We start from the raw sequence: 19,859 nt of genomic DNA on the forward strand, positions 1-19,859 counted from the left end.
CTGGAGTGCCTGACGATGACCTTCCACTTTCCTTCACCAATCCGGCCTTCACCAATCCGGCCTGCACCTGCTCCGCTCGCACCCGCTCACCTCTCGGCCATGCTGCCACCGAGCGTGCTGGTCGATGCGGCGCGGTGCTGGCGGCACGCTCGCGGACAGGATCGCCCCACACAGCCGTCGCTCGCCTCGTGCCTGGATACACTGGACTGCGTCGTGCTGGCGCCGGTGATCGACAGCTTCTGCCTCCTGTTCGAAGGCGCGCTCGGCCGCCCGTTCCGGGTGGGCAGGTCGCATAGCCTCTCCCCGGACGAACGGCTGATGGTGGCTCTGCTGGAAGGACCCGCGACCCGCGCCGCCGCTCTCCCCTGCGAAGAGCCGCGCGGCCGCTTGCTGGATCTCGCGATCCGCTCGACCCGGATCATGGTCGCCTTGACGCTCAAGCAGACCCGCCGGGCCAGAGCGCTCACCGAAAGCCCATCCTGACCGATCAGAGGCTGATCTGTGCCATGATCATCACGAAGAAGATGATCAGCGCCGTCGAGGAGAACCAGACGAGCAGCACCGTCCGCCACAAGGCGCCGAAACGGCCCAGGCCGTAAGCCCCGCGCAATTGCCGGAACATGTGGATCGGCGGGAGAAAGAACAGCACGGCCAACAGTGCATTGGCGCCGAGCCAGTCCATCACCATGCCGAGAATCACCAGCATCGTCATGAAACAGAGCGAGTAAGTGACGAAAACCGTATGGTCGTAGAGGTGAAACCGCCGACTGAACGGAAACAGCAACCACAGGAACGGCACAGAAATAGGGATCAGTGCCCAGCTGTACTTGTAGGCGTAAGTCTGAAGCTTGTAAGCGGCGAGTTCGGGGTTCTTCTTGAACTTCCTGATGGCCTTGTCGATCTGGTGGAAATCGCTGAACCGCCGGGTATCGGGAATATTTTCGGCAATGGCGGAGCGGGTGTCCTTCATCGCCTCCAGCGCCTGCTCCCTGCCGTCGATACGGCGGTCCAAGTCGCCCGTATCGGCACGGCCGTCCTTCAGTTTCTGCCGCTGGGCCTTCAAGACGCCGAGTTCGGCCTCGGTGCCGCTGATCGCCTTGTCGAGATCGCCGCTGCGAACGGCCGGCGTTTCGCCGCCCTCACTGCCTTCGAGCGCGTGGAAGACCGCGAACATCAGGAACACGCTGAACAGGAACAGCGCGATCGGCGAGACATAGCTGGCGCGCCGCCCATCGATATATTCGCGGGTCAGCCGCCCGGGCCGCCAGGCGAGCATCGGCAGCGTCCGCCAGATCCTCCCCTCGAAATGAAACACGCCGTGCAGCAGGTCGTGGAAGAAAGCGCCCAGACTGCGATGGACATGGGCCGCCTGGCCGCAAGCGTGGCAATGCGTACCGATCAGAGACGTTCCGCAATTGAGGCAGGCCGTCTCATGCGTATGGCCCTGGCTCGCTTGCGCCGGGTCCACGGCAGTGGCAGTCAAAGTGCCCTGGCCGATTTCCGCGAGACTTTCCGAGATCCCGTTCATGCGTTTCCCCCTGAAACGCCGATGAACCTACCGCGTTGTCGCCGCCCTGAACAGTCGTTCCGGAGAAGCCCGCGTCAGACCCGCCGCTCGGCGAGTTTGGCTTCGATGGCATTCCACAGCCGGGCAAACTGCTGCGCCGCAGGGCTTTGCGGGGAATGCGCGCCGACGGGCTGGCGGTGCACCGCGCATTGTTCCACCGCGCTGGCATAAGGTACGGTCGGCCAATTGGGGTTGGCGTCGCGCGCCTGCTTGTGAAGGGCGCGCCGCAGATCCAGCATGGACAGCACGGGCAGGATCGGCGGATGACGCCGGGTATTGCCCGCAATCTCGCGCACGACCAGATCGAAGGCGCGTGCCGAAAGCGGCGATGGCGGCAGCGGCACGATCACCAGATCGGCCGCGCGGACCACTTGCGCGGACAGCTCGTTCATCACCGGAGGGCAATCGAGCACGATCCGGGCGTAGTTTCCGGCCAGTTCCTCCGTGAGCTTGGCCAGGCGCCGACGTTTGCCGATGCGCACCAGCTGGGCGTCGAGCGCGCGAATGCTTTCGTCTGCAGGAAGAACGTCGATCCCGTCCCAGGCTGTGCGCTGGATCAGGCGCGTGGGCGATCGATCGCGCGAGAAAACATCCTCGGCCAGTCCCGAACCCTTGGGTTCGAGGCCATAGAGAAACCCGGAGCCGCCCGCTGCGTCGAGGTCCCAGAGCAAGGTCGAATGCCCGTCCTGCGCCGAACACCAGGCCAGGTTGGCAGCGAACGTCGTTTTACCGACGCCGCCTTTCACGCTGTAGATGGCGATCGTTGCGCTGTTTTCCGGACGTGGCCCCTCATCCTCGTCCTCACGCGCGACTGCCGACAGCATCCGCGCCCGCACCGATCCGCCGGCGATCCGGGGCAACTTGTTCTTCTTTCCAGCCACGCGGAGATCGTTGCCCGTCACGGCCCATCCGTCAACCGCGAACCTTGGTATTATGGCCCAGGGCATTCGAACGGAACGAATGGCCGCCCAGCCAAACGGGCACGGCCCGCGCTTTCATCCGATCTCCCGCAGTCTGCACTGCATGGGAGAACCGGAAGGAAGCGCGGGCCGAAGATGCCGCGGGATCGACTGAAAGGGCTGAATCCGGTTTCCCGGTCAGCCCGGAAAATCAGCCGTCGTAGTCGCCGCCGAGCGAGGTGTTGCGGGTCGGAGCCGAGGCCGTGATGCGCAGGGCTTCGGCCGACTGGCTGAGCGAGCCGATTTCGTCCATCTCGTCGTCGTCGTCCGGCAGGACGCGCTGCATCGAGGTGACCAGCGTTTCCTTGAGGATCGAAGGGGTGACGGTTTCCTCGGCGATTTCGCGCAGGGCGACGACCGGATTCTTGTCACGATCGCGCTCGAGGGTGAGTTCCGCACCGCCCGAAATCTCGCGCGCGCGCTGCGCGGCAAGAAGGACCAGATCGAAGCGGTTGGGAATCTTGTCGACGCAATCTTCGACGGTAACGCGCGCCATGGGCACTCCGTATAAAATCTGGTGGATCGGTGAACCTGGCCCGATAAGCCCCGATCCGGGCAAAGTCAAGAAATCTGCGCGCCGGCCACTGCGTCCCTGCGAAAGCACGTCGTCTCGTGGTCGTTGACCACGCCCACCGCCTGCAGCCAGGCATGGACGACCACCGGTCCGACGAAGCCAAAGCCCCGTTTCTTGAGCGCCGCCGACAGCGCATCGCCCGCAGCCGACCGCGCCGCGCTGCCGGTCCCGTCACCCATGGCAGGATCGCCGTCCACGAAGGACCAGACGAAAGCCGAAAAATCCTCGCCCCGCTCCTGCATGTCCAGAAAACCGCGGGCGTTGCGGATAGTGGCCTCGATCTTGGCGCGCGAGCGGACGATACCGGCATCGCCCATCAGCCGCTCGATCTCGGCAGGCCCATAGGCGGCGATGCGAAGGGGATCGAAGCCCTCGAAAGCGGCACGGAAGGCATCGCGCTTGTGAAGGATCGTTCGCCACGACAGCCCCGCCTGAAACGTGTCCAGCACCAGTTTTTCCCAAAGCGCACGGGAATCACGGATGGGCACGCCCCACTCTTCGTCATGATAGGCCCGCATGCGATCATCGCCCTCGGCCCAGCGGCAGCGGTGGATCGTTTCGGTCACGAGGTCTCTCGGCATCGGGCTTTCCGGAATGTGAGGTTGTAGCGCCAGGGTCCGGTCTCAGGATGGTGCCCGCGCTCCACGCTGTCCAGTCCGTGGAAAACCAGTCGCGAGGGCCCGCCCCAGACCACCACGTCACCATGGTGCACGCGGTGCCGCCGCACTTTGTCACCGCGCGCGAGGCCTCCCCAGAGGAAGCTGGCCGAAAGCCCCAGCGACACCGAAACGATCGGCGCCGCCCGGTCGCGCTCGTCCATGTCCTGGTGCAGCGAGAGGCGCGTCTCCGCATCGTACCGGTTGACGAGACAGGCATCGGGCAGGAAGCCATCATATCCCGCCCTGGCTGCGGCACGCCCGGCCAGCGACAGGAAGGCCTGCGGCAAGGGCGGCCAGTTCAACCCCGTTTCCGGATCGAGCGGCTGATAGCGGTAGCCCTTGCGATCGCTGACCCACCCGGTCTCGCCGCAATTGAACATCGCGACCGACAGACGCCCGCCGCTGCGGGTCGTCATGTGCCGGAACGGTGAAATAGCGGCGAGGCGGGGAATCTCGGCAAGCAGCGGGGAAGCCTCAGCCAGTCCGAAACCGCCCAGCAGCACCGCGCCGGGGCCGAGCGGGATGGCTTCGCGGCTTTCGGCGAACAGGTCAGGCTGCATCGTGGAAGATGATCCCCAGAGTATGCCGCTTGCCGGAATGCAGCTTGGAAACGCCGTGCCGCATGGTCATGCGGTAGTCGCCGCGCGATCCGCGCTGCGGCCGATTGTTGACGGCGAAGACCACCGCGTCGCCCTGAGCCAGCGGCACCACGATCGGCCGCGACTGCATGCGCGGTCGCTGCTCGGTCAGGACGAATTCTCCGCCGGTGAAATCCCGGCCGGGCGCGGACAGCAGGACCGCTACCTGCAGCGGAAAGACATGTTCGCCGTAAAGGTCCTGGTGGAGGCAATTATAGTCGCCCGGCCCGTATTGCAGCAGCAGCGGGGTGGGACGGCGCTGGCCGGCCTCATGGCAGCGGGCGATGAAGCTCTCGTGGTCCGGCGGGAAGCGGGTGGTCAGGCCCATGCGCTCGTTCCAGCGGTTCGCAAGCGGCGCCAGGCGGGCGTAGAGCGCCTTGCGCAAGGCCTGCACCGGATCCGGCAAGGGATAAGCGAAATAGCGATATTCCCCCAGCCCAAAGCCATGCCGCGCCATGTGAATATGGCTGCGAAACGGCCCGGAAACATCGTAGAGCGCCGCGATCCGCGCACATTCGGCTGGATCCAGGAGGCCAGGCAGCAAAGCCCATCCTTCGCCGTCGAGCTGGGTCTCGGCATTCGCCCAGGCGGCGGCGTCCTTGGAACAGTACGTGCTTTCGATCATCGGGCAGCGCCTAAGCTCATAGCCCGGCGATAGCGATCCGATCCTTGCGGTCAAACTTCTTTGCAGATGGCCGGGCGGGTGAGTCTCCTGCCGGTGCCGAGGATGCCGCAACCGCACGGCGATATTGCTCTCCGGATACAATTATCGCTATTGATTCGCATTAGATTATATGGCCAAGAGTTCGCCATGCCTATCATCGAGAAAGACCCGATGCCCTTCTCTCACCGCTTCAGCACGATCGCCCCTGTCCTCGGCAGTCTCGCCGCCGCCACTCTCGTGGCTTCGCCGGCCCTTGCCCATTCGCCTTACCTGCTGCCCAACGGCTTCGTGCTCGACAAGGAGGATCACGTCACCGTGGAAGCCTCTTTCAGCGAGCACGTCTTCGTGCCGACCATCGCCATGCAGTCCGATGACTTTCACCTGGTGGGACCGGACGAAAAGGCGGTGCCGCTGAAACCCGTGGCCCTGCGCGATCTCGTGATCCTGGAAGCCCCGCTGCCCGCTGACGGCACTTACCGCCTGACCAGCGGAGAACGGCAGGGCCGCGTCGCCAAGGCCGCGCTGATCGACGGCACATGGGAATTCGTGGCGCCGAACCGGCCGCTTCCTGCCGGCGTCGTCCCGGTCGAGATGCAGAGCGTGACCAAGGCCGAAGCCTATGTGACGCGCGGCAAGCCCGGCGATGCCGCACTCGCGCCTTCCGGCAAGGGCATCGAATATCGCGCGTTGACCCACCCATCGCTCATTCGCGCGGGACAGCCCGCCGAATTCGAACTGCTATTCGACGGCAAGCCGCTCGCCAATGCCGATGTCGAAGTGGAAGAAGCCCGCGCCGGGCAGGTCGAGAACCGAAGGCTGCCGATCATCACCAGCGACGCCCGCGGACGCTTCACCATTTCCGCGCCGGAGCCTGGTCTCTACTTTGCGATGACGCGCCACCGCGTCGGGGTGATCGGCGCGCAGCCCGCGCGAAGCTACACTTACGCCCTGACTTATTCGGTTACCAACTGAGGATGAATACCATGAAGACAGCCATCTGCGCGGCCTCCCTGATCGCCGCGACCCTCGCCGGCAGCACGGCGGCCCATGCTGCCTCCCACGATCTCGCCACCTTCATCAAGGAGCAGGATCTCGACGGTGACGGCAAGGTCAGCAAGGAAGAGTTCCAGCGCGGCCGCGACGCCGAATTCGCCCGGATGGACCGCAACCGCGACGGCGTGCTCTCGCATGACGAATATGTCGGCGACTACCGGGAGCGCCTGGAGCGCGAACTGGCGCAGCGCCCCGAAAAGGACCGCGCCGAAGAGCGTACCCGCCAGCTCCGTCAGGCCGAAGTGCGCTTCGGCGTGCTCGACAGCGACAAGAGCGGCAGCATCTCCCCGGCGGAATTCGCCGCCACCGGCTGGGGCATGTTCCTGCGCCACGACACGAACCACGACGGCTTCGTCTCGGCCGACGACACGCCGGCCAAGGACGCCGACTGATCTGGCCGGCGCGGCGGCGCGATAGGGCGACGTGGTGGCCGCCCTATCGCCGCTCCGCTGAGGTACCGCGCCGAGCCTGAGGCGGCGTCCAGTCCGGGACCATCATTCCGAGCGGAACGAAGCCAGCCAGTGCCACCTCACTGCAGGCTGCGGATGAAGAACTCGGACAGGCGGCGCGTCACATAATCGATCGGGCCGGTCGACCGCCCGACGCTGTGCTCGCCGCCCGGCACCACCAGCAGGTCGAAGTCCTTGTCCGCCTTGATGAGGGCATCGGCGACCTGCATGGTCGAGGCGGGATCGACATTGCTGTCCTGCTCACCCACGATCATGAACAGCTTGCCCTGGAGCCGAGCGGCATTGTCGACGCCAGAGGCATCGGCATAGCTCTTGTCCACCGGCCATCCGAGCCACTGTTCGTTCCAGCTGATCTTGTCCATGCGGTTGTCGTAGCAGCCCGCCATGGCGACGCCGGCCTTGTAGAAATCGCCATGGAACAGCAGCGCGTTGAGCGTGCTCTGCCCGCCCGCCGAAGCGCCGTAGATGCCGACGCGGCCGATGTCGTAGGCCGGGTCTTTCGCCGCGAGAGCCTTGTGCCAGAGGATGCGATCGGGAAAGCCCGAATCCTGGAGGTTCTTCCATGCCACGTCCTGGAAAGCCTTGGACCGGTTGGCAGTGCCCATGCCGTCGATCTGCACGACGATGAAGCCCAGGTCGGCCAGCGCCTGCATGCCGATCACCTTGTCGCCGCCGGAATGGTAGCCGAAAGGCCAGAAGCTCTTGGGCACGAAGCTGTCGTGCGGGCCGGCGTAGATGTTCTCGATCACCGGATATTTCTTCGCCGGATCGTAATCGCGCGGCCGGACGACGAGCCCCCAGATATCGGTCTTGCCGTCACGGCCCTTGGCGGTGAACACTTCGGGCGCGTGGAAGCCGGCGGCGGCGAGGCGGCTGATATCGCCCTTGGCCACTTCCATGATCGGCGCGCCGTCGCTCGTACGGTGAAGCACGCTGACATTGGGCAGGTCCACCCGCGAATAAGTATCGACGTAGAACTGCATGTCGGGAGAGAAGCTGACGGTGTGGTCGGCGCGCTCGGGCGTGAGCGGGATGAGGTTCCGGCCGTCGAAATCGATGCGATAATAGTGGCGGAAATAGGGGTCCTCACCGGCGGTCATGCCGCTGGCGGCGAACCAGACCTGCCGCTTTTCGTCGTCCACCTTCACCACGTCGCGCACCACCCACTGGCCGGTGGTGATGCGGTTCTTCACTTTGCCGGTGCGGCCGTCGATCAGGTAGAGGTGGTTCCAGCCATCGCGCTCCGAAGCCCAGACGATCTCGGCGCCCAGCCCCTTCACGTCGTGCGAGAAACGGCGGTCGGCATAGACGAACGTCTTCGCATCCTCGGTGACGGCGGCATGGGCCGCGCCGCTGGCAGCGTCGACAGCGATGATCCGTGCCTGCCCGAAGCCGCGGCGGACATAGTCGAATTCGGCGCTCTTGCCGTCGGCGCGCCAGCGCACCCCGGAAAGCTCGTAGGCATTGGGGAACAATGCCGGGTCGACCACGGTCTGCCGCTTTTCAGCAATGTCGAAAAGCACCGGCTGCTCTTGGTCGATGGCGTCGCCGGGCTTGGGATAGAGCTGCGTCTGGAGGTCCGGCTGCGCCTTGTCCTTCGGTGCCGCCTCCACGCGCAGGACATGGCGCGCGAAACCGGGACGCACGCGATAAGCGATCAGGTGCCGGCTGTCGGGCGACCAGGCAATCGTCTCGGGATCATAGAAATTGCCGGACGAACCATCGCTGCTGAGGCGAACGACCTCCGACGTCCCCGCAGCGCGGACCACCAGATTGTCATCCTGAACAAGGGCTTCCCACTTGCCGTCCGGCGAAAGGCGCGGATGATTGTCCGCCGGTACCGAGAGATCGCGCACCACGCCGAAACCCCGCGGACGGCGCGGGTCTTCCTGCTTCTGGCAGGTGTAGTCAGTCAGCTTGCAGCGCCAGCCCTCTTCGTCGAGCCAGAACTGGATGGTCTGCCGATCACCTGCATAATCGAACTCGGCGAAAGGGAGCCGCAGCGGCGCGACCGTATGGCCCAGCGCTTCGGTCAGGCTCGCGGCCAGGCGCTGCTGGTCAAACGCGGCGCTGCGCTTCTGCGAAACGGCTTCGACAGTCTCGAAGGCGAAGCCGCCTTCCACGGTCTTGCGATAGGAAAAGGCCGTTCCGTCCGGCGTCCAGTGCGCGGGCCAGGACACGTCGCGGGTGAGATACTGCCAGCTTTCCCGCAACGCCAGCGACCGTTCCAGGTCTGCCCGCGTCGGCGCCGCAATCACCGCCCCGGAACCAAGCGCCGCGCAGCCCGCCAACATCAATCCGCAGATACGGGCACGACGAGCAGCAAGCGACATGGGATAGGACCTCGGCAAGGAATGGAAACCAGGATCGTATACGGTATTACACCGTCGGCGCAATATGCACACCTTACCCTCCCCGTCAGGACAAGGACCGGCTCATGCGAAAACCGCCGAACCTCAGGCAGTAATTGCTAATGCTTCGCATATGCTTTTCTTCAAACAGCGGCCATGGTCTCCCCGCGGTGCATTGATTCGCCGCCATTGAACCCCTCGGGGGGAGATCCTAGGTTCAACACGGACCAGATACCGCGGTCCGGCAACGAGGAGACGGTTACGGCCATGGATATTCGTCGCGAGTCCGACAGCATCGGTGAAATCGAAGTTCCTGCAGAGGCTTATTGGGGCGCCCAGACCCAGCGCAGCATCGAGAACTTTCCCTTTGCCGCCTCCGAACGCATGCCTTTGCCGATCGTGCGCGCCCTCGCCCGGGTGAAGCTGGCCGCCGCCCGTGCCAACCGCGCGCACGGCCTCGACGCCAAGCTGGCAGACGCCATCGAGACGGCCGCCGGTGAAATCGTTGCGGGCAAGCTGGACGCGCAATTCCCCCTCGTGATCTGGCAGACCGGCAGCGGCACCCAGAGCAACATGAACGTCAACGAAGTGATTGCCGGGCGCGCCAACGAGATCCTTTCCGGCCAGCGCGGCGGCAAGAGCCCGGTCCATCCGAACGATCACGTCAACCGCGGCCAGTCCTCCAACGACAGCTTCCCCACCGCGCTGCATGTCGCGGCGGTCGTGTCGATCGAGGAAGAGCTGGTGCCGGCACTGGACCGGCTGACCGCGTCGCTCGATGCCAAGGCCAAGGCCTGGACGGATATCGTCAAGATCGGCCGCACGCATTTGCAGGATGCCACGCCGCTGACACTGGGCCAGGAGTTCTCCGGCTATGTCCAACAGCTGCGCGATGCCTACCAGCGGATCCGCGACGCCGAAAAGGGCGTGCTGCGCCTGGCGCAGGGCGGCACCGCCGTCGGCACCGGACTCAACGCGCCGGAAAACTTCGGCGAGGATATCGCCGCCAATCTGGCCGAGCAGACGGGCAAGGCCTTCGTCAAGGCACCGAACACGTTCGAGGCGCTCGCCAGCAACGACGCCCTGGTCCAGCTTTCCGGCACCTTATCGACCCTGGCCGTCGCACTGACGAAGATCGCCAACGACATCCGCCTGCTCGGTTCCGGCCCCCGATCCGGCCTGGGCGAACTCGATCTCCCGGCGAACGAGCCCGGCAGTTCGATCATGCCGGGCAAGGTCAATCCCACCCAGTGCGAGATGTTGACGATGGTCTCCGCTCAGGTGATCGGCAACCATCAGGCCGTAACTGTCGGCGGCCTTCAGGGCGCTTTCGAGCTGAACGTGTTCAAGCCGATGATCGGTGCGGCGGTGATCCGCTCCATCGAACTGCTCGCCACGGGCATGACCAGCTTCGCGGAACGCTGCGTGGACGGTATCGAGCCGAACCGCACGCGGATCTCCGAATTGCTGGAGCGCTCGCTGATGCTGGTGACCGCGCTGGCGCCCGAAATCGGCTATGACAATGCCGCCAAGATCGCCAAGCATGCCCATGCCGAAGGGCAGACCCTGCGCGAAGCCGCGTTGGAACTCGGCCTGGTAGACGGCGCCACTTTCGACCGTCTGGTGCGGCCGGAAACGATGGTCTGAACCCGGCCGCTTGAGCGCAGTCGACGGTGTTGCCTCAAGCGGCGCCGCCGACGCGGCTCAGCTTTCCTCGGCCTCGTCGGTCTTCGGCAGGACCAGCGATATCCGGCAATGGAGCCCGCCGGGGGCGAAATCGAGCACCGAAAGCCCCTTGTCCGCCACGAAGCTGCGTTCGACGAGCCGCGTGCCGAAGCCCCGGCGCAGCGGCGGACCGACCGGCGGCCCGTCCCGCTCGGTCCATTCGATGACGAGCCGCTCCAGGTCCCCCTCCACTTCGAGATGCCAGGCCAGGGCGATGCGCCCCTTCGCATCCGAGAGCGCGCCATATTTCACGGCATTGGTCGCCAGTTCGTGCAGGGTCAGGGCCATGGACACCGAAGTGTGCGGCGCCAGCAGCACTTTTGGCCCGGAGATCGTGACGCGCTCGATCGCGCCGCCGACTGCCGCCGTCACCGTTGCGCGCGCGGTCGCAGCCAGTTCGGCAGGCTGCCAGCTTCGCTCGGTAAGGAGGTCATGCGCCAGGGCCAAGGCCCGCAGGCGCGCATCGAAGATCTGGCGCGCGTCGCCGGCCGTTTCGATGTCTCGGAACGACTGGGTGGCCAGGCTCTGGACGATCGCCAGGGTATTCTTCACGCGGTGGTTCAGTTCGTCGATCAGCAATTGCTGCCGCTCCAGCGCGGCCACTTCCTCGCTGACATCCTGACCCTGCACGAAGATCTGGCCGACATTGCCTTCCTCGTCGAAGATCGGCTGGTAGATGAAGTCCAGGTAGCGATCCTCAAGCTGGTCGGTTTCCTCGCTGGCCAGCGCCACGCGCACATCGCGGCCGATATAGGGTTCACCGGTGCGATAGACCTCGTCCAGCAGATCGACGAAGCCCTGGTCCACCACTTCGGGCAGGGACTCGGCCACCGTCTTGCCCACGATGTCGCGCTGGGCGATCAGGCGGCGGTAGGCATTGTTGGCGATGGTGAAGACGTGGCTGGGCCCTTCGACGATCGCCACGAAGCCCGGCGCCTGGTCGAACATCGTCCTGATCCGCTGGCTTTCGGCGGCGAGATCGCGGTTCCGCGCCTGCACCGCGCGCGCCTGGTCCATGACGTGCATCTCGTCCCGCAGCTTGCGCAGGCCGTGCAGTTCGGTCACATCCACGGTGTGCTGCAGGATGAAGGCCACTTCGCCGTCCGGACCTGCCAAAGGGGTGTGGGTCGCGCTCCAGTAGCGGCGCTCCATCGTGCCGTCATCGCCGCGAATGTCGTAGCGGATGAGGGCCAGTTCGTCCTTCTCGCCGGTCGCCAGGACGCGCGCGAAGGAGGCCTGCATCATCTCGTAGCTATCGCTGCCCGGTTCGCTGGGGAAAGCCTGGAACACGCCCTGCCCCACCAGTTCTTCCCGGCGGCGCATCGTGGCCCTGAGGTAGGCCTCGTTCATCCACGCGATCTTGAGATCGCGGTCGAGGACGATGTAGGGATTGGGTGAAAGTGAGAATAGCGCCTCTAGATCGATGGGCAAGCCTAGCTCCATGCCGGTACGGCGCCCGAAGCGCGTATGGCAGAGCACTGCGGCCCGGCGGCTCCGCTGTCAACCGGCCAGGCCGGCAAGGCATCCTCCTCGCCCTTCCCGGAGGCTGGACATGCGGAGCCTCGCTTCGGAAGGGGCAAGAGCGAAAGGGCCGCGCGGCAGCGTAACCGGCGCGGCCCTCCCCCTGCGAAAGCCCGTCAGTAAGTGAAACGCAGCGTGGCGCCATATGTGCGCGGTGCCGCCCGCGCGGTGGTGGCGCCCAGCCCGGTGGAAATCTTCTGCTGGAAATACTTCGTGTCGGACAGGTTCTTCATCCAGAACTCCAGCCCCCAATGCTCGCTTGGCCGGTACTCCACCGAACCGTTGAGCAGCATGTATTCATCCTGCCGCAGCACGCCGTCCGTCTCGAAGGGGAAGCCGCTGTTGTAGCTGCCCATGACCGAGACCCGCAGTTCCTGGATTTCGTCGATCGGCACTGTCGCGCTCATGCCCAGGCTGGCCGAAAAGTCCGGCGCGGTGGGCGTCTGGAAGCCGGAGGCATCTCCGAAACAGGTGCGGAAACCGCCCACTTGCGGCCCGGTGACCATACCCGGAACGCTGGTGCCCGGCGCATTGCAGATCGCGGGATTGGGATAGATGAACGGCGCACCCGCCAGTGTCTCGGTAGGGCCGAAGTAGTGGAAGCGGGAATTGAGCCAGGTGAAGCCGCCGAAAATGCGGATGCCCTGAACAGGCGCCGCCTCGAAATCGACATCCAGCCCGTCGACTTTCACCGACGCGGCATTGAGCAGCGCTGCCGTGCCCAGCGTACCCACTGCGGCGGAGCGGACCTGATAGTCGGAGATGTCGTAGTGGAAGATCGCCGCGTTGAGCCGCAGCGCGCGGCCGAACAGCTCCGACTTCACGCCGGCCTCGTAAGCGTTGATATATTGCGGCAGCACTGGCGGAAGCTGCGGGTTCTGCAGCGAGTACGTCCCGGCCTTGAACCCGCGGTTGTAGGAGAGATAGACGCTGACGTCCTCCGACAGTTCCTGCCGCAGGGCAGCGCGCCAGGTGAACTTGCCGTAGCTGATCTCGTCGTCGACCGGGATGAGCGTGCCCGCCACACCGTTCACCAGCGCGGCATAGCCGCCGCCCAGTTGGCGCTTGTCCTTGGTATAGCGGACACCGCCCGTCAGCTTGGTGGTCGGCGTCAGCGCATATGTCACTTCGCCGAATGCAGCGTAGGAATCGGTGTCGAGCGTCGCGTCGATATATTGGCCGGTGTTGATCCCGCCCAGCGCCAGTCCCGCAAGCTGGGAGCGGTTGTAGACGTTGGAATGGAGATAGAACACGCCGATCTGCCAGCTCAGCGGATCGGTGTCGTCCGATGCCAGGCGCAGCTCCTGCTGGTAGGCGCGCGAGCCCGATGTGAAGCCGATATGCAGGTAGGGAACCTGGGTGGCATCGACATCGAAGTCCGAACGATTGGTGCTGTCCCGCAGGGAACTGATGCTCGTCAGCCTGGCCAAGCCGAGATCGGCGTCCGCCGTCAGGCTCAGCCCCCAATTCTCCAGCTTGGTCAGCGAATAGCTGTTCGACGCGGTATCCATGCTGCCGATAGACCGGATGCCTCCGACGACGAGGTAGTCCTCATCCACGCTCCAGCCGATCGCCGTATTGTCGTTCGTCCGGTAGTAATCGCCGCCCAGCACGAATTTGACGGCATCGCTCGCCCGCATCACGATCTTGGAGCGGGCGCCCCAGTACCACATCTTCTTGATGTCCCGGTCCAGCGTGACGTTGCGCCCCCAGCCGTCCCGCTGGTCGTAGCCGGTAAGCGCCAGGTCCGCACTGATGTTTTCCGAAACCGGGCCGCCGACGTAGGCCTGGCCCTGGATGGTGTCGTAGTTCGCATAGCCGGCCTGAGCCGTCGCTTCCAGGCGATCGCCGGGCTCCTTGGTGATGACGTGGATCAGCCCGCCGAAGGCATTGCGCCCGAAGAGCGTACCCTGCGGCCCCTTCAGCACTTCCACCCGGTCTATGTTGTTGAACTGCATGACCGTGCTGGAAAGGTCCGGCATGTAGACGCCGTCGACGTAGAAGGCGTTCGAGCCCTCATCGCCGATGGAGGCATTGGTCGTGCCCACGCCGCGCACGAAGAACAGGCCGCTCGCGCCCGAGCGCGAGAACTGCACCGCCGGGATCGCCTGGGTCAGGGTATTCGTTTCCGCGATCCCCGCGGAGCCGAGCGCCGCCGATGTCACGGCGGTGATCGCGATCGGCACGTCCTGAAGATTTTCAGCGCGGCGCTGGGCCGTGACGATGATTTCCTGCAAGCCGTGCGATGAATCTTGCGGGACGGTCGCGGGATCGGGGGAGGCTTGCGTTCCCGTCGGTGCTGCAGCCTGGGCCAGGGCGGCGGGCGCGGCACAGGCCGCTGCCATGGCCAGCGCGCCCGCGCTTCGTCGCAAGGCCGGTCGCTTCGTCGATGATCGCATAACAGGCATGGCACACCCTCCTCCATCGCGCAGGGACGCCGCCGATCCGGGGGCGAGCCCCGCCACCGTCGCCGGTCAGGCCAGAGCCTTCCCCGATACGCTTTTCGATTTCGGGCCGAGCTTTCGGTCCCGTCCCCAAGCCGTGGGGAGGAGCGCGGCGGGGGTCAATCGATCGCCCCGCAATTCCTTGCGTTACTTCGCCGACAGACAGGACACATTGCCGCAAGCGACCAGACCGAAGCCATGCCCGGCCCCTTGGCCTTGCGCGAAGGCGCAAGGAGCACAGGCAAATTCACGAGATTTCCGGGAGTTGCTCCGCCGGTCCGAAGCCTGCCCTCATTCCTGCGCCGCGAAAGCATGGATCGGCAGCAGCGCCGCTCCCAGCGTGATCGGCGATCCGCCCACGCCGGAGACGCGCACCGGCGGCCGGCGACTTTCCACGGTCTGTACCAGCGGCGCGTGCCTGAGGCGGTCCTGCAGGCCATTCAGGATGACGGAGGGCAAAGGTCCGGCCAGCACGATCGCGCCCGGATCGATCCAGGCGAAGGCGGTATTGCACACCACTTCGAGCTGGGCCGCAGCCCGGTCCATCCAACTCTCGATGGTGCTGCGCTGTTCCGGCGCGGCGGGGTCGATCTCGGACACCGACGTTATCGCGCAGCCATCCGCCCGCAGGCAGGCAAGCAGATCGAGAGGGCTGGGCCGGGGGCGATCCATCGGGAAGAGGCATCCCACTTCGCCCGCCACGCCGTATTGTCCCCGCACCAGCCGCCCGTCGACGATGACCCCGGCGCCTATGCCATAACCGAGCAGCAGGACGACGACCGTCGACAAGTCCCGGAGCAGCCCGCCAAGGTAGAATTCCGCCAGCGCCGCGGCATTGGCATCGTTCTCCAGCCAGAGCGGCCAGCCCAGCTCGCTCGACAGGATCTGGCGCAGCGGTGAACCGCGCCAGCCGGGCAAGGCATCGACGACGCTCCACTTGTCTCCGGTAGTCGAGAGCGCCGGGCCGGGAACGGCCACCCCCATGCCCAGCATGCGGCGGCCCAGCAGATTGTGACGGCTGACGAGATCATGGGTCACTTCGCGCACCTTGCGGGCGAACTGGCGGGGATCGATCGGCTCGATCGTTTCGTGATGCGTAGCGATGGTGCCGCCTGCAAAATCGACCAGCGCGATGTCCAGCATGCCCTTGTGCGCCGTGGCGCCCACGGCATAGCCGCCCCCCGAGGCGAGTTTCAGCGGCACGGCAGGACGTCCGCGCGCGGCATGGGCGGGGTCGTCCAGTTCCTCGACCACGCCCATAGACAGGAGCGTCCGCGACAGTTTGGTAAGCGCCGCCGGGCTTATCTCCAGCCGGCTGGCCAGAGCGGAGCGGGACAAGGCCCCGGCCTTGCGCAATTCCTGGACGATCCTTCGCTGATCCTTTTCCAGGGCGGGCAAATGCATGGCGATCGGCTCCAGGCTTCGGGCGCTGCCGCGAAACTGTCATAATTAATTATTTCACGAATAATAATTAAAAGCGTCATCTTCAGCCGTCAAGGGGCTTGCGCGTCGCCTCTCGAAGGGCGGCATCAACGAAATGAGGGTCCTTCCAATGCTCAAGAGCATTCTCGCTTCCGGCACGGCGCTGGCCGCCGTCTGCACCGTATTCATTGCTCCGGCCGCCGCCCAGACGGCTGCCGCGTCCACCGCTCCGGCTCAGGCCGACGACCAGTCCTCCTCGTCCGACGACATCATCGTCACCGGCTCGACCCGCGCCCAGCGCCGCTTCGACGTGTCCTACGCGATCAACACCGTGTCGCAGGAAGACATCCAGAAGATCGCGCCCGTGAACTTCGCGGACCTGATCGGCCAGCTGCCCGGCTTCCAGACCGAGATCACCGGCGGCGAAGTGCAGAACATCTATCGCATCCGCGGCCTGCCCAACGACGGCGGCTTCGTCAGCTTCCAGCAGGACGGCCTGCCGCTGTTCCACGAGAACGACGGCGTGTTCTTCCGCGGCGACGCGATCCTGAAGCAGGACCTCATGACCGACCGCGTCGAAGTGGTCCGCGGCGGCCCGGCCCCCGTCTACGCCAGCTACTCGGGCGCGATCATCAACGCCATCACCGTAACCGGCAGCGACGTGGCGCGCGGCAAGGCGCAAGTGACGCTGGGCGATACCGGCCTCTACCGCCTCGACGCCTATCAGGCCGGCCCGCTGGGCGAGAAGACTTACTACGCGATCGGCGGCTTCATGCGCTATCACGACGGCTACCGCGACAACGGCTTCCCCAACGACAAGGGCGGCCAGATCCGCGCCAACATCAAGCATGAAATGGACAACGGCTTCATCAAGCTGAACGTCAACTACGTCAACGATCACAACGTCTTCTACCTGCCGATCCCGACCAACAACCCGCTGACCGGCGAATCGCTGAACCAGTACATCGACTATTTCGACGGCACGATGAACTCGCCGGCGTTCCGCCACGTCAACCTGAAGTACCGCGACGGCAACGGTGTCGTGCAGAGCCGCAACAGCGACCTGTCGGATGGTCGCCACATGCAGATGCTGAACTTCGGCGTCCACTACGAAGGCGATTTCGACGGCTGGCTGGTCACGGCCGCGGCAGGCTATACCCAGGGCAAGAACGACTTCACCGCGTTCTATTCGACCACCAACCCGGTCGACGCCAATGCTTTCGCCAACACTTATCTCAACCGCTCCGGCGGTGCTGCCTTCGGCGCCACGCGCTTCGGCTATGTGCTGGCCGGAACCAGCACCGTCTACGATCCCTATGCGGCCTCGGGCCTGGTCATGCAGGGCCAATACCGCGACATCCACTCGAAGTTCTACTCGGGCCAGGCCAATCTCTCGGTCGCCAAGCAGTTCGAGACGGGCATCGGCAGCCATGACATCAAGCTGGGCCTTTACGGCAGCCTCTATGGCGAAGACAGCCGCACGCTTTATCAGAACTACCTGATCGAAGTGGCGGGCGAACCGCGCACCCTGGACCTTGTCGGCTACAACGCTGCCGGCGCCGTGGTGGGCCGCGTTACCGACAACGGCGTGCTCAACTACGCCGCCACGCTCAACCAGGGCGATTCCGACGCCAAGATGTTCGCGGTCTATGCCAACGACACCTGGGAAATCGTGCCGGGCCTGCGCATCGATGCCGGCATCCGCCACGAACGCTACAGCTACAAGGGCTGGGCCGCACTCACCACCCAGGTCAACCTGGGCGATGCGACCACCCTGGCCGACGACACGACCCGCGCCTTCACCGGCGTGATCCTGAACCAGAAGCTGAAGCCCAACGTCACCAACTGGACGGTCGGCGCCAACTACGACTTCACCAGCCACATCGGCGTCTACGGCCGCGCCTCGCACCTGGAGACGCCGCCGAACGTCCAGACCGTGATGAGCATCAACCCGACGATCATCACCACCGTGGCCGACCAGTTCGAAGCCGGCCTCAAGTTCGCCTCGGGCCGTTCGTACCTTTACGTGACCGGGTTCTACACCAACTTCGACCCGCTCAACGCCTCGTTCCTCGCGTTCGATCCGACCACGGGCCGCAATGACGTGAACGTACCCTTCATCGGCGAAGCGCAAGTCAAGGGTATCGAATTCGACGGCGCCTGGTCGGTCACCCCGTGGTTCACGCTGAACGGCGCTCTCACGGTCAGCGATCCGAAGTACAAGAACTTCCAAAGCGCCACCGGCGCCGATCCGGAGCAGGCCGAAGGCAACCAGATCGTCCGCCAGCCGAAGGTCTACGGCAACATCCGTCCGAGCTTCAACTTCTCTACCGACGACACCGACATCTCGGTCTATGGACGCTACACCTACATGGGCAAGCGCTTCGTGGACCTCTACAACAACACCGCGCTGCCGGCCTATGGCACGATCGGCGCGGGCTTCACGGTCTCGCACGGTACCTGGCAGCTTCAGGTGGTGGGCGACAACCTGTTCAACGCCCATGGCCTGACCGAAGGCAATACCCGCACCGACTCGCTGGCCGGCCAGGGCAGCGCGGAAGCGATCTACGGCCGCCCGATCTTCGGCCGCAACTTCCGCCTGGTCGTGAGCAAGTCCTGGTAATGCGCGTAAAAGCGTACCGGATGGCGGCACCGCTCGTCGCTGCCGCCATGCTCTCGCTCGCTTCCGTCCCGGCTTCGGCCGGGGCGGTTCGCGACGTCCAGGCAGAAGCCCTGTCCAACCGGCTGTTCCCCCTGCTCGGCGCTCTCGGCCAGGACACTTCGGCCATGGCCGCGCTCATGGCCAGGCCCGAGGTTGCGGCGATGCTGCGCGCCCGCCAGGAACGCCGCGAAGCCTGCGCGGCAGACCTCGGCTGCCTGGCCCAGGCCATGATCTGGACACCGGCCGAAAGCGCCGCGCTCTCCGGCGCGGCGGTCCAGCCGGCCAACCTCGGCAGAGCGGATGACGGCACCGCGGCCCAGGCCGCGCGCGAGATCGCCGGCGTCAACGCCATCGTGCGAACGTTCGGTCTCGGCCAGGTGCCCGCCTATCCGCAGATCGACGGTGCGGGCACGATCGACCCGCAGGAAGCCCGCGCCCGGCTCCAGGCCGCTGCATGGCTGGCCCAGACCCCGCGCGCATCTTCGGTTCAGGCGCTGGACCCCAGCATCGAGTTCGCGCTCGCCCTGCTCGACGGCAGCGACCGGACGGACGCCATCGGCTTCGAACCGCTCATGAGCGGCCTCAACGCCCCGGCCATGAAGCGTGCCAAAAGTCTCGACTGGAAACGCTACCGCTACAGCGCAATGATCGTCACCGGGGTGGGTCCGGAAGTAGACGACATGGCGGTCAGCCCCTTCGGGAAGTACCACTTGCGCCTTGCCGCCAGCCGTTTCGCGGCCGGCGACGTGCCTTTCATCATCGTCACCGGCGGCCGCGCCCATCCCCGCGCCACCCGCTTCGTGGAGGCGGAGCAGATGCGCAAGGCGCTGATCGAGCGCTACGGCGTGCCGGCCGAGGCCATCGTCATCGAGCCTTACGCCCGCCACACCACCACCAACTTGCGCAATGCCACGCGCCTGCTGGTGGCCATGGGCGCGCCGCTCGACAAGGACACGGTGATCGTCTGCAACCCCGGCCAGAGCGCCTCGATCGAAAGCCCCGCTTTCGTCCAGCGCAATCTTGCCGAACTGGGTTACCAGCCCGGCCAGGTCGGACGACGCGTCTCGCCGACCGAGCTGGAATTCCGCCCTTCGCCGCAGTCCGCCCGGATCGATCCCCGCGACCCGCTCGATCCCTGATTTTCCGCCTT

Annotated in this window: 16 protein-coding genes; 6 read left to right on the plus strand and 10 right to left on the minus strand. The window is 65.4% G+C overall.

The features are described from left to right. Window positions 1–15 precede the first annotated feature (15 nt). On the plus strand, window positions 16–483 hold the full coding sequence (locus EDF58_RS12415) for a hypothetical protein (protein WP_165921391.1): 468 nt from the start codon (window positions 16–18) through the stop codon (window positions 481–483). Between the two features lie 4 nt (window positions 484–487). Here EDF58_RS12415 and EDF58_RS12420 read toward each other — a convergent pair whose 3' ends face one another. From EDF58_RS12420 to EDF58_RS12445, 6 genes are all read right to left on the minus strand, one after another. Next, window positions 488–1,528 carry a DUF3667 domain-containing protein gene (locus EDF58_RS12420; protein WP_132265857.1) on the minus strand — a complete coding sequence of 347 codons (1,041 nt, stop codon included), beginning with the start codon at window positions 1,526–1,528 and terminating at the stop codon, window positions 488–490. Window positions 1,529–1,602: 74 nt separating this feature from the next. After that, on the minus strand, window positions 1,603–2,391 hold the full coding sequence (locus tag EDF58_RS12425; RefSeq protein ID WP_132266237.1) for a ParA family protein: 789 nt from the start codon (window positions 2,389–2,391) through the stop codon (window positions 1,603–1,605). A 286-nt stretch (window positions 2,392–2,677) separates the two neighbouring features. Then, entirely contained in the window at window positions 2,678–3,022 is a 345-nt protein-coding gene (rpoZ, locus tag EDF58_RS12430) for a DNA-directed RNA polymerase subunit omega (protein WP_132265859.1), read from the minus strand. Window positions 3,023–3,087: 65 nt separating this feature from the next. After that, window positions 3,088–3,681, minus strand: coding sequence for a DNA-3-methyladenine glycosylase I (locus tag EDF58_RS12435; protein WP_132265861.1), 594 nt, complete (start codon window positions 3,679–3,681; stop codon window positions 3,088–3,090). Then, window positions 3,663–4,319, minus strand: a complete 657-nt coding sequence (alkB, locus tag EDF58_RS12440; protein WP_132265863.1) for a DNA oxidative demethylase AlkB — start codon at window positions 4,317–4,319, stop codon at window positions 3,663–3,665. The genes EDF58_RS12435 and alkB overlap by 19 nt, the downstream gene beginning before the upstream one ends. Continuing rightward, window positions 4,309–5,022, minus strand: coding sequence for a 2OG-Fe(II) oxygenase (locus tag EDF58_RS12445; RefSeq protein ID WP_132265865.1), 714 nt, complete (start codon window positions 5,020–5,022; stop codon window positions 4,309–4,311). The genes alkB and EDF58_RS12445 overlap by 11 nt, the downstream gene beginning before the upstream one ends. 186 nt (window positions 5,023–5,208) lie before the next feature. Here EDF58_RS12445 and EDF58_RS12450 point away from each other — a divergent pair, with 186 nt between their 5' ends. After that, window positions 5,209–6,033, plus strand: a complete 825-nt coding sequence (locus EDF58_RS12450) for a DUF4198 domain-containing protein (protein WP_165921392.1) — start codon at window positions 5,209–5,211, stop codon at window positions 6,031–6,033. An 11-nt stretch (window positions 6,034–6,044) separates the two neighbouring features. Further along, window positions 6,045–6,506: an EF-hand domain-containing protein gene (locus EDF58_RS12455; protein WP_132265869.1), complete on the plus strand. Its 462-nt coding sequence runs from the start codon at window positions 6,045–6,047 to the stop codon at window positions 6,504–6,506. 137 nt (window positions 6,507–6,643) lie between these two features. Here EDF58_RS12455 and EDF58_RS12460 read toward each other — a convergent pair whose 3' ends face one another. Beyond that, window positions 6,644–8,917 (minus strand): DPP IV N-terminal domain-containing protein, encoded by a 2,274-nt coding sequence (locus EDF58_RS12460; protein WP_132265871.1) that lies wholly within the window; start codon window positions 8,915–8,917, stop codon window positions 6,644–6,646. Window positions 8,918–9,202: 285 nt separating this feature from the next. On the opposite strand from EDF58_RS12460, the gene fumC reads away from it, so the two are divergent. Continuing rightward, on the plus strand, window positions 9,203–10,582 hold the full coding sequence (fumC, locus tag EDF58_RS12465; RefSeq protein WP_132265873.1) for a class II fumarate hydratase: 1,380 nt from the start codon (window positions 9,203–9,205) through the stop codon (window positions 10,580–10,582). A 57-nt stretch (window positions 10,583–10,639) separates the two neighbouring features. Here the strand turns inward: fumC and EDF58_RS12470 are convergent, their stop codons facing one another. The 3 genes from EDF58_RS12470 to EDF58_RS12480 form a co-directional block, all read right to left on the minus strand. Beyond that, on the minus strand, window positions 10,640–12,091 hold the full coding sequence (locus tag EDF58_RS12470; RefSeq protein WP_243654216.1) for a PAS domain-containing protein: 1,452 nt from the start codon (window positions 12,089–12,091) through the stop codon (window positions 10,640–10,642). 206 nt (window positions 12,092–12,297) lie between these two features. Then, a complete protein-coding gene (locus EDF58_RS12475; protein ID WP_165921393.1) occupies window positions 12,298–14,553 on the minus strand; it encodes a TonB-dependent receptor in 2,256 nt (751 codons plus the stop codon). 363 nt (window positions 14,554–14,916) lie between these two features. Further along, window positions 14,917–16,029 (minus strand): ROK family transcriptional regulator, encoded by a 1,113-nt coding sequence (locus tag EDF58_RS12480; protein WP_132265879.1) that lies wholly within the window; start codon window positions 16,027–16,029, stop codon window positions 14,917–14,919. Between the two features lie 148 nt (window positions 16,030–16,177). On the opposite strand from EDF58_RS12480, the gene EDF58_RS12485 reads away from it, so the two are divergent. Both EDF58_RS12485 and EDF58_RS12490 read left to right on the plus strand, forming a co-directional pair. Next, window positions 16,178–18,670 (plus strand): TonB-dependent receptor, encoded by a 2,493-nt coding sequence (locus tag EDF58_RS12485; protein WP_132266239.1) that lies wholly within the window; start codon window positions 16,178–16,180, stop codon window positions 18,668–18,670. A 20-nt stretch (window positions 18,671–18,690) separates the two neighbouring features. After that, entirely contained in the window at window positions 18,691–19,848 is a 1,158-nt protein-coding gene (locus tag EDF58_RS12490) for a YdcF family protein (RefSeq protein WP_243654217.1), read from the plus strand. Window positions 19,849–19,859 lie beyond the last annotated feature (11 nt).

The sequence above is a fragment of the Novosphingobium sp. PhB57 genome, from assembly GCF_004342985.1.
Lineage (GTDB): Bacteria > Pseudomonadota > Alphaproteobacteria > Sphingomonadales > Sphingomonadaceae > Novosphingobium.

What these genes read in the sequence shown, in the direction of transcription:
- EDF58_RS12455 (WP_132265869.1), top strand. Translation starts at nt 6,045, where the DNA reads ATGAAGACAGCCATCTGCGCGGCCTCCCTGATCGCCGCGACCCTCGCC.
- EDF58_RS12415 (WP_165921391.1), top strand. Translation starts at nt 16, where the DNA reads ATGACCTTCCACTTTCCTTCACCAATCCGGCCTTCACCAATCCGGCCT.
- EDF58_RS12460 (WP_132265871.1), bottom strand. Translation starts at nt 8,917, where the DNA reads ATGTCGCTTGCTGCTCGTCGTGCCCGTATCTGCGGATTGATGTTGGCG.
- EDF58_RS12435 (WP_132265861.1), bottom strand. Translation starts at nt 3,681, where the DNA reads ATGCCGAGAGACCTCGTGACCGAAACGATCCACCGCTGCCGCTGGGCC.
- alkB (WP_132265863.1), bottom strand. Translation starts at nt 4,319, where the DNA reads ATGCAGCCTGACCTGTTCGCCGAAAGCCGCGAAGCCATCCCGCTCGGC.
- EDF58_RS12425 (WP_132266237.1), bottom strand. Translation starts at nt 2,391, where the DNA reads ATGCTGTCGGCAGTCGCGCGTGAGGACGAGGATGAGGGGCCACGTCCG.
- EDF58_RS12485 (WP_132266239.1), top strand. Translation starts at nt 16,178, where the DNA reads ATGCTCAAGAGCATTCTCGCTTCCGGCACGGCGCTGGCCGCCGTCTGC.
- EDF58_RS12480 (WP_132265879.1), bottom strand. Translation starts at nt 16,029, where the DNA reads ATGCATTTGCCCGCCCTGGAAAAGGATCAGCGAAGGATCGTCCAGGAA.
- rpoZ (WP_132265859.1), bottom strand. Translation starts at nt 3,022, where the DNA reads ATGGCGCGCGTTACCGTCGAAGATTGCGTCGACAAGATTCCCAACCGC.
- EDF58_RS12490 (WP_243654217.1), top strand. Translation starts at nt 18,691, where the DNA reads ATGGCGGCACCGCTCGTCGCTGCCGCCATGCTCTCGCTCGCTTCCGTC.
- fumC (WP_132265873.1), top strand. Translation starts at nt 9,203, where the DNA reads ATGGATATTCGTCGCGAGTCCGACAGCATCGGTGAAATCGAAGTTCCT.
- EDF58_RS12420 (WP_132265857.1), bottom strand. Translation starts at nt 1,528, where the DNA reads ATGAACGGGATCTCGGAAAGTCTCGCGGAAATCGGCCAGGGCACTTTG.
- EDF58_RS12450 (WP_165921392.1), top strand. Translation starts at nt 5,209, where the DNA reads ATGCCTATCATCGAGAAAGACCCGATGCCCTTCTCTCACCGCTTCAGC.
- EDF58_RS12445 (WP_132265865.1), bottom strand. Translation starts at nt 5,022, where the DNA reads ATGATCGAAAGCACGTACTGTTCCAAGGACGCCGCCGCCTGGGCGAAT.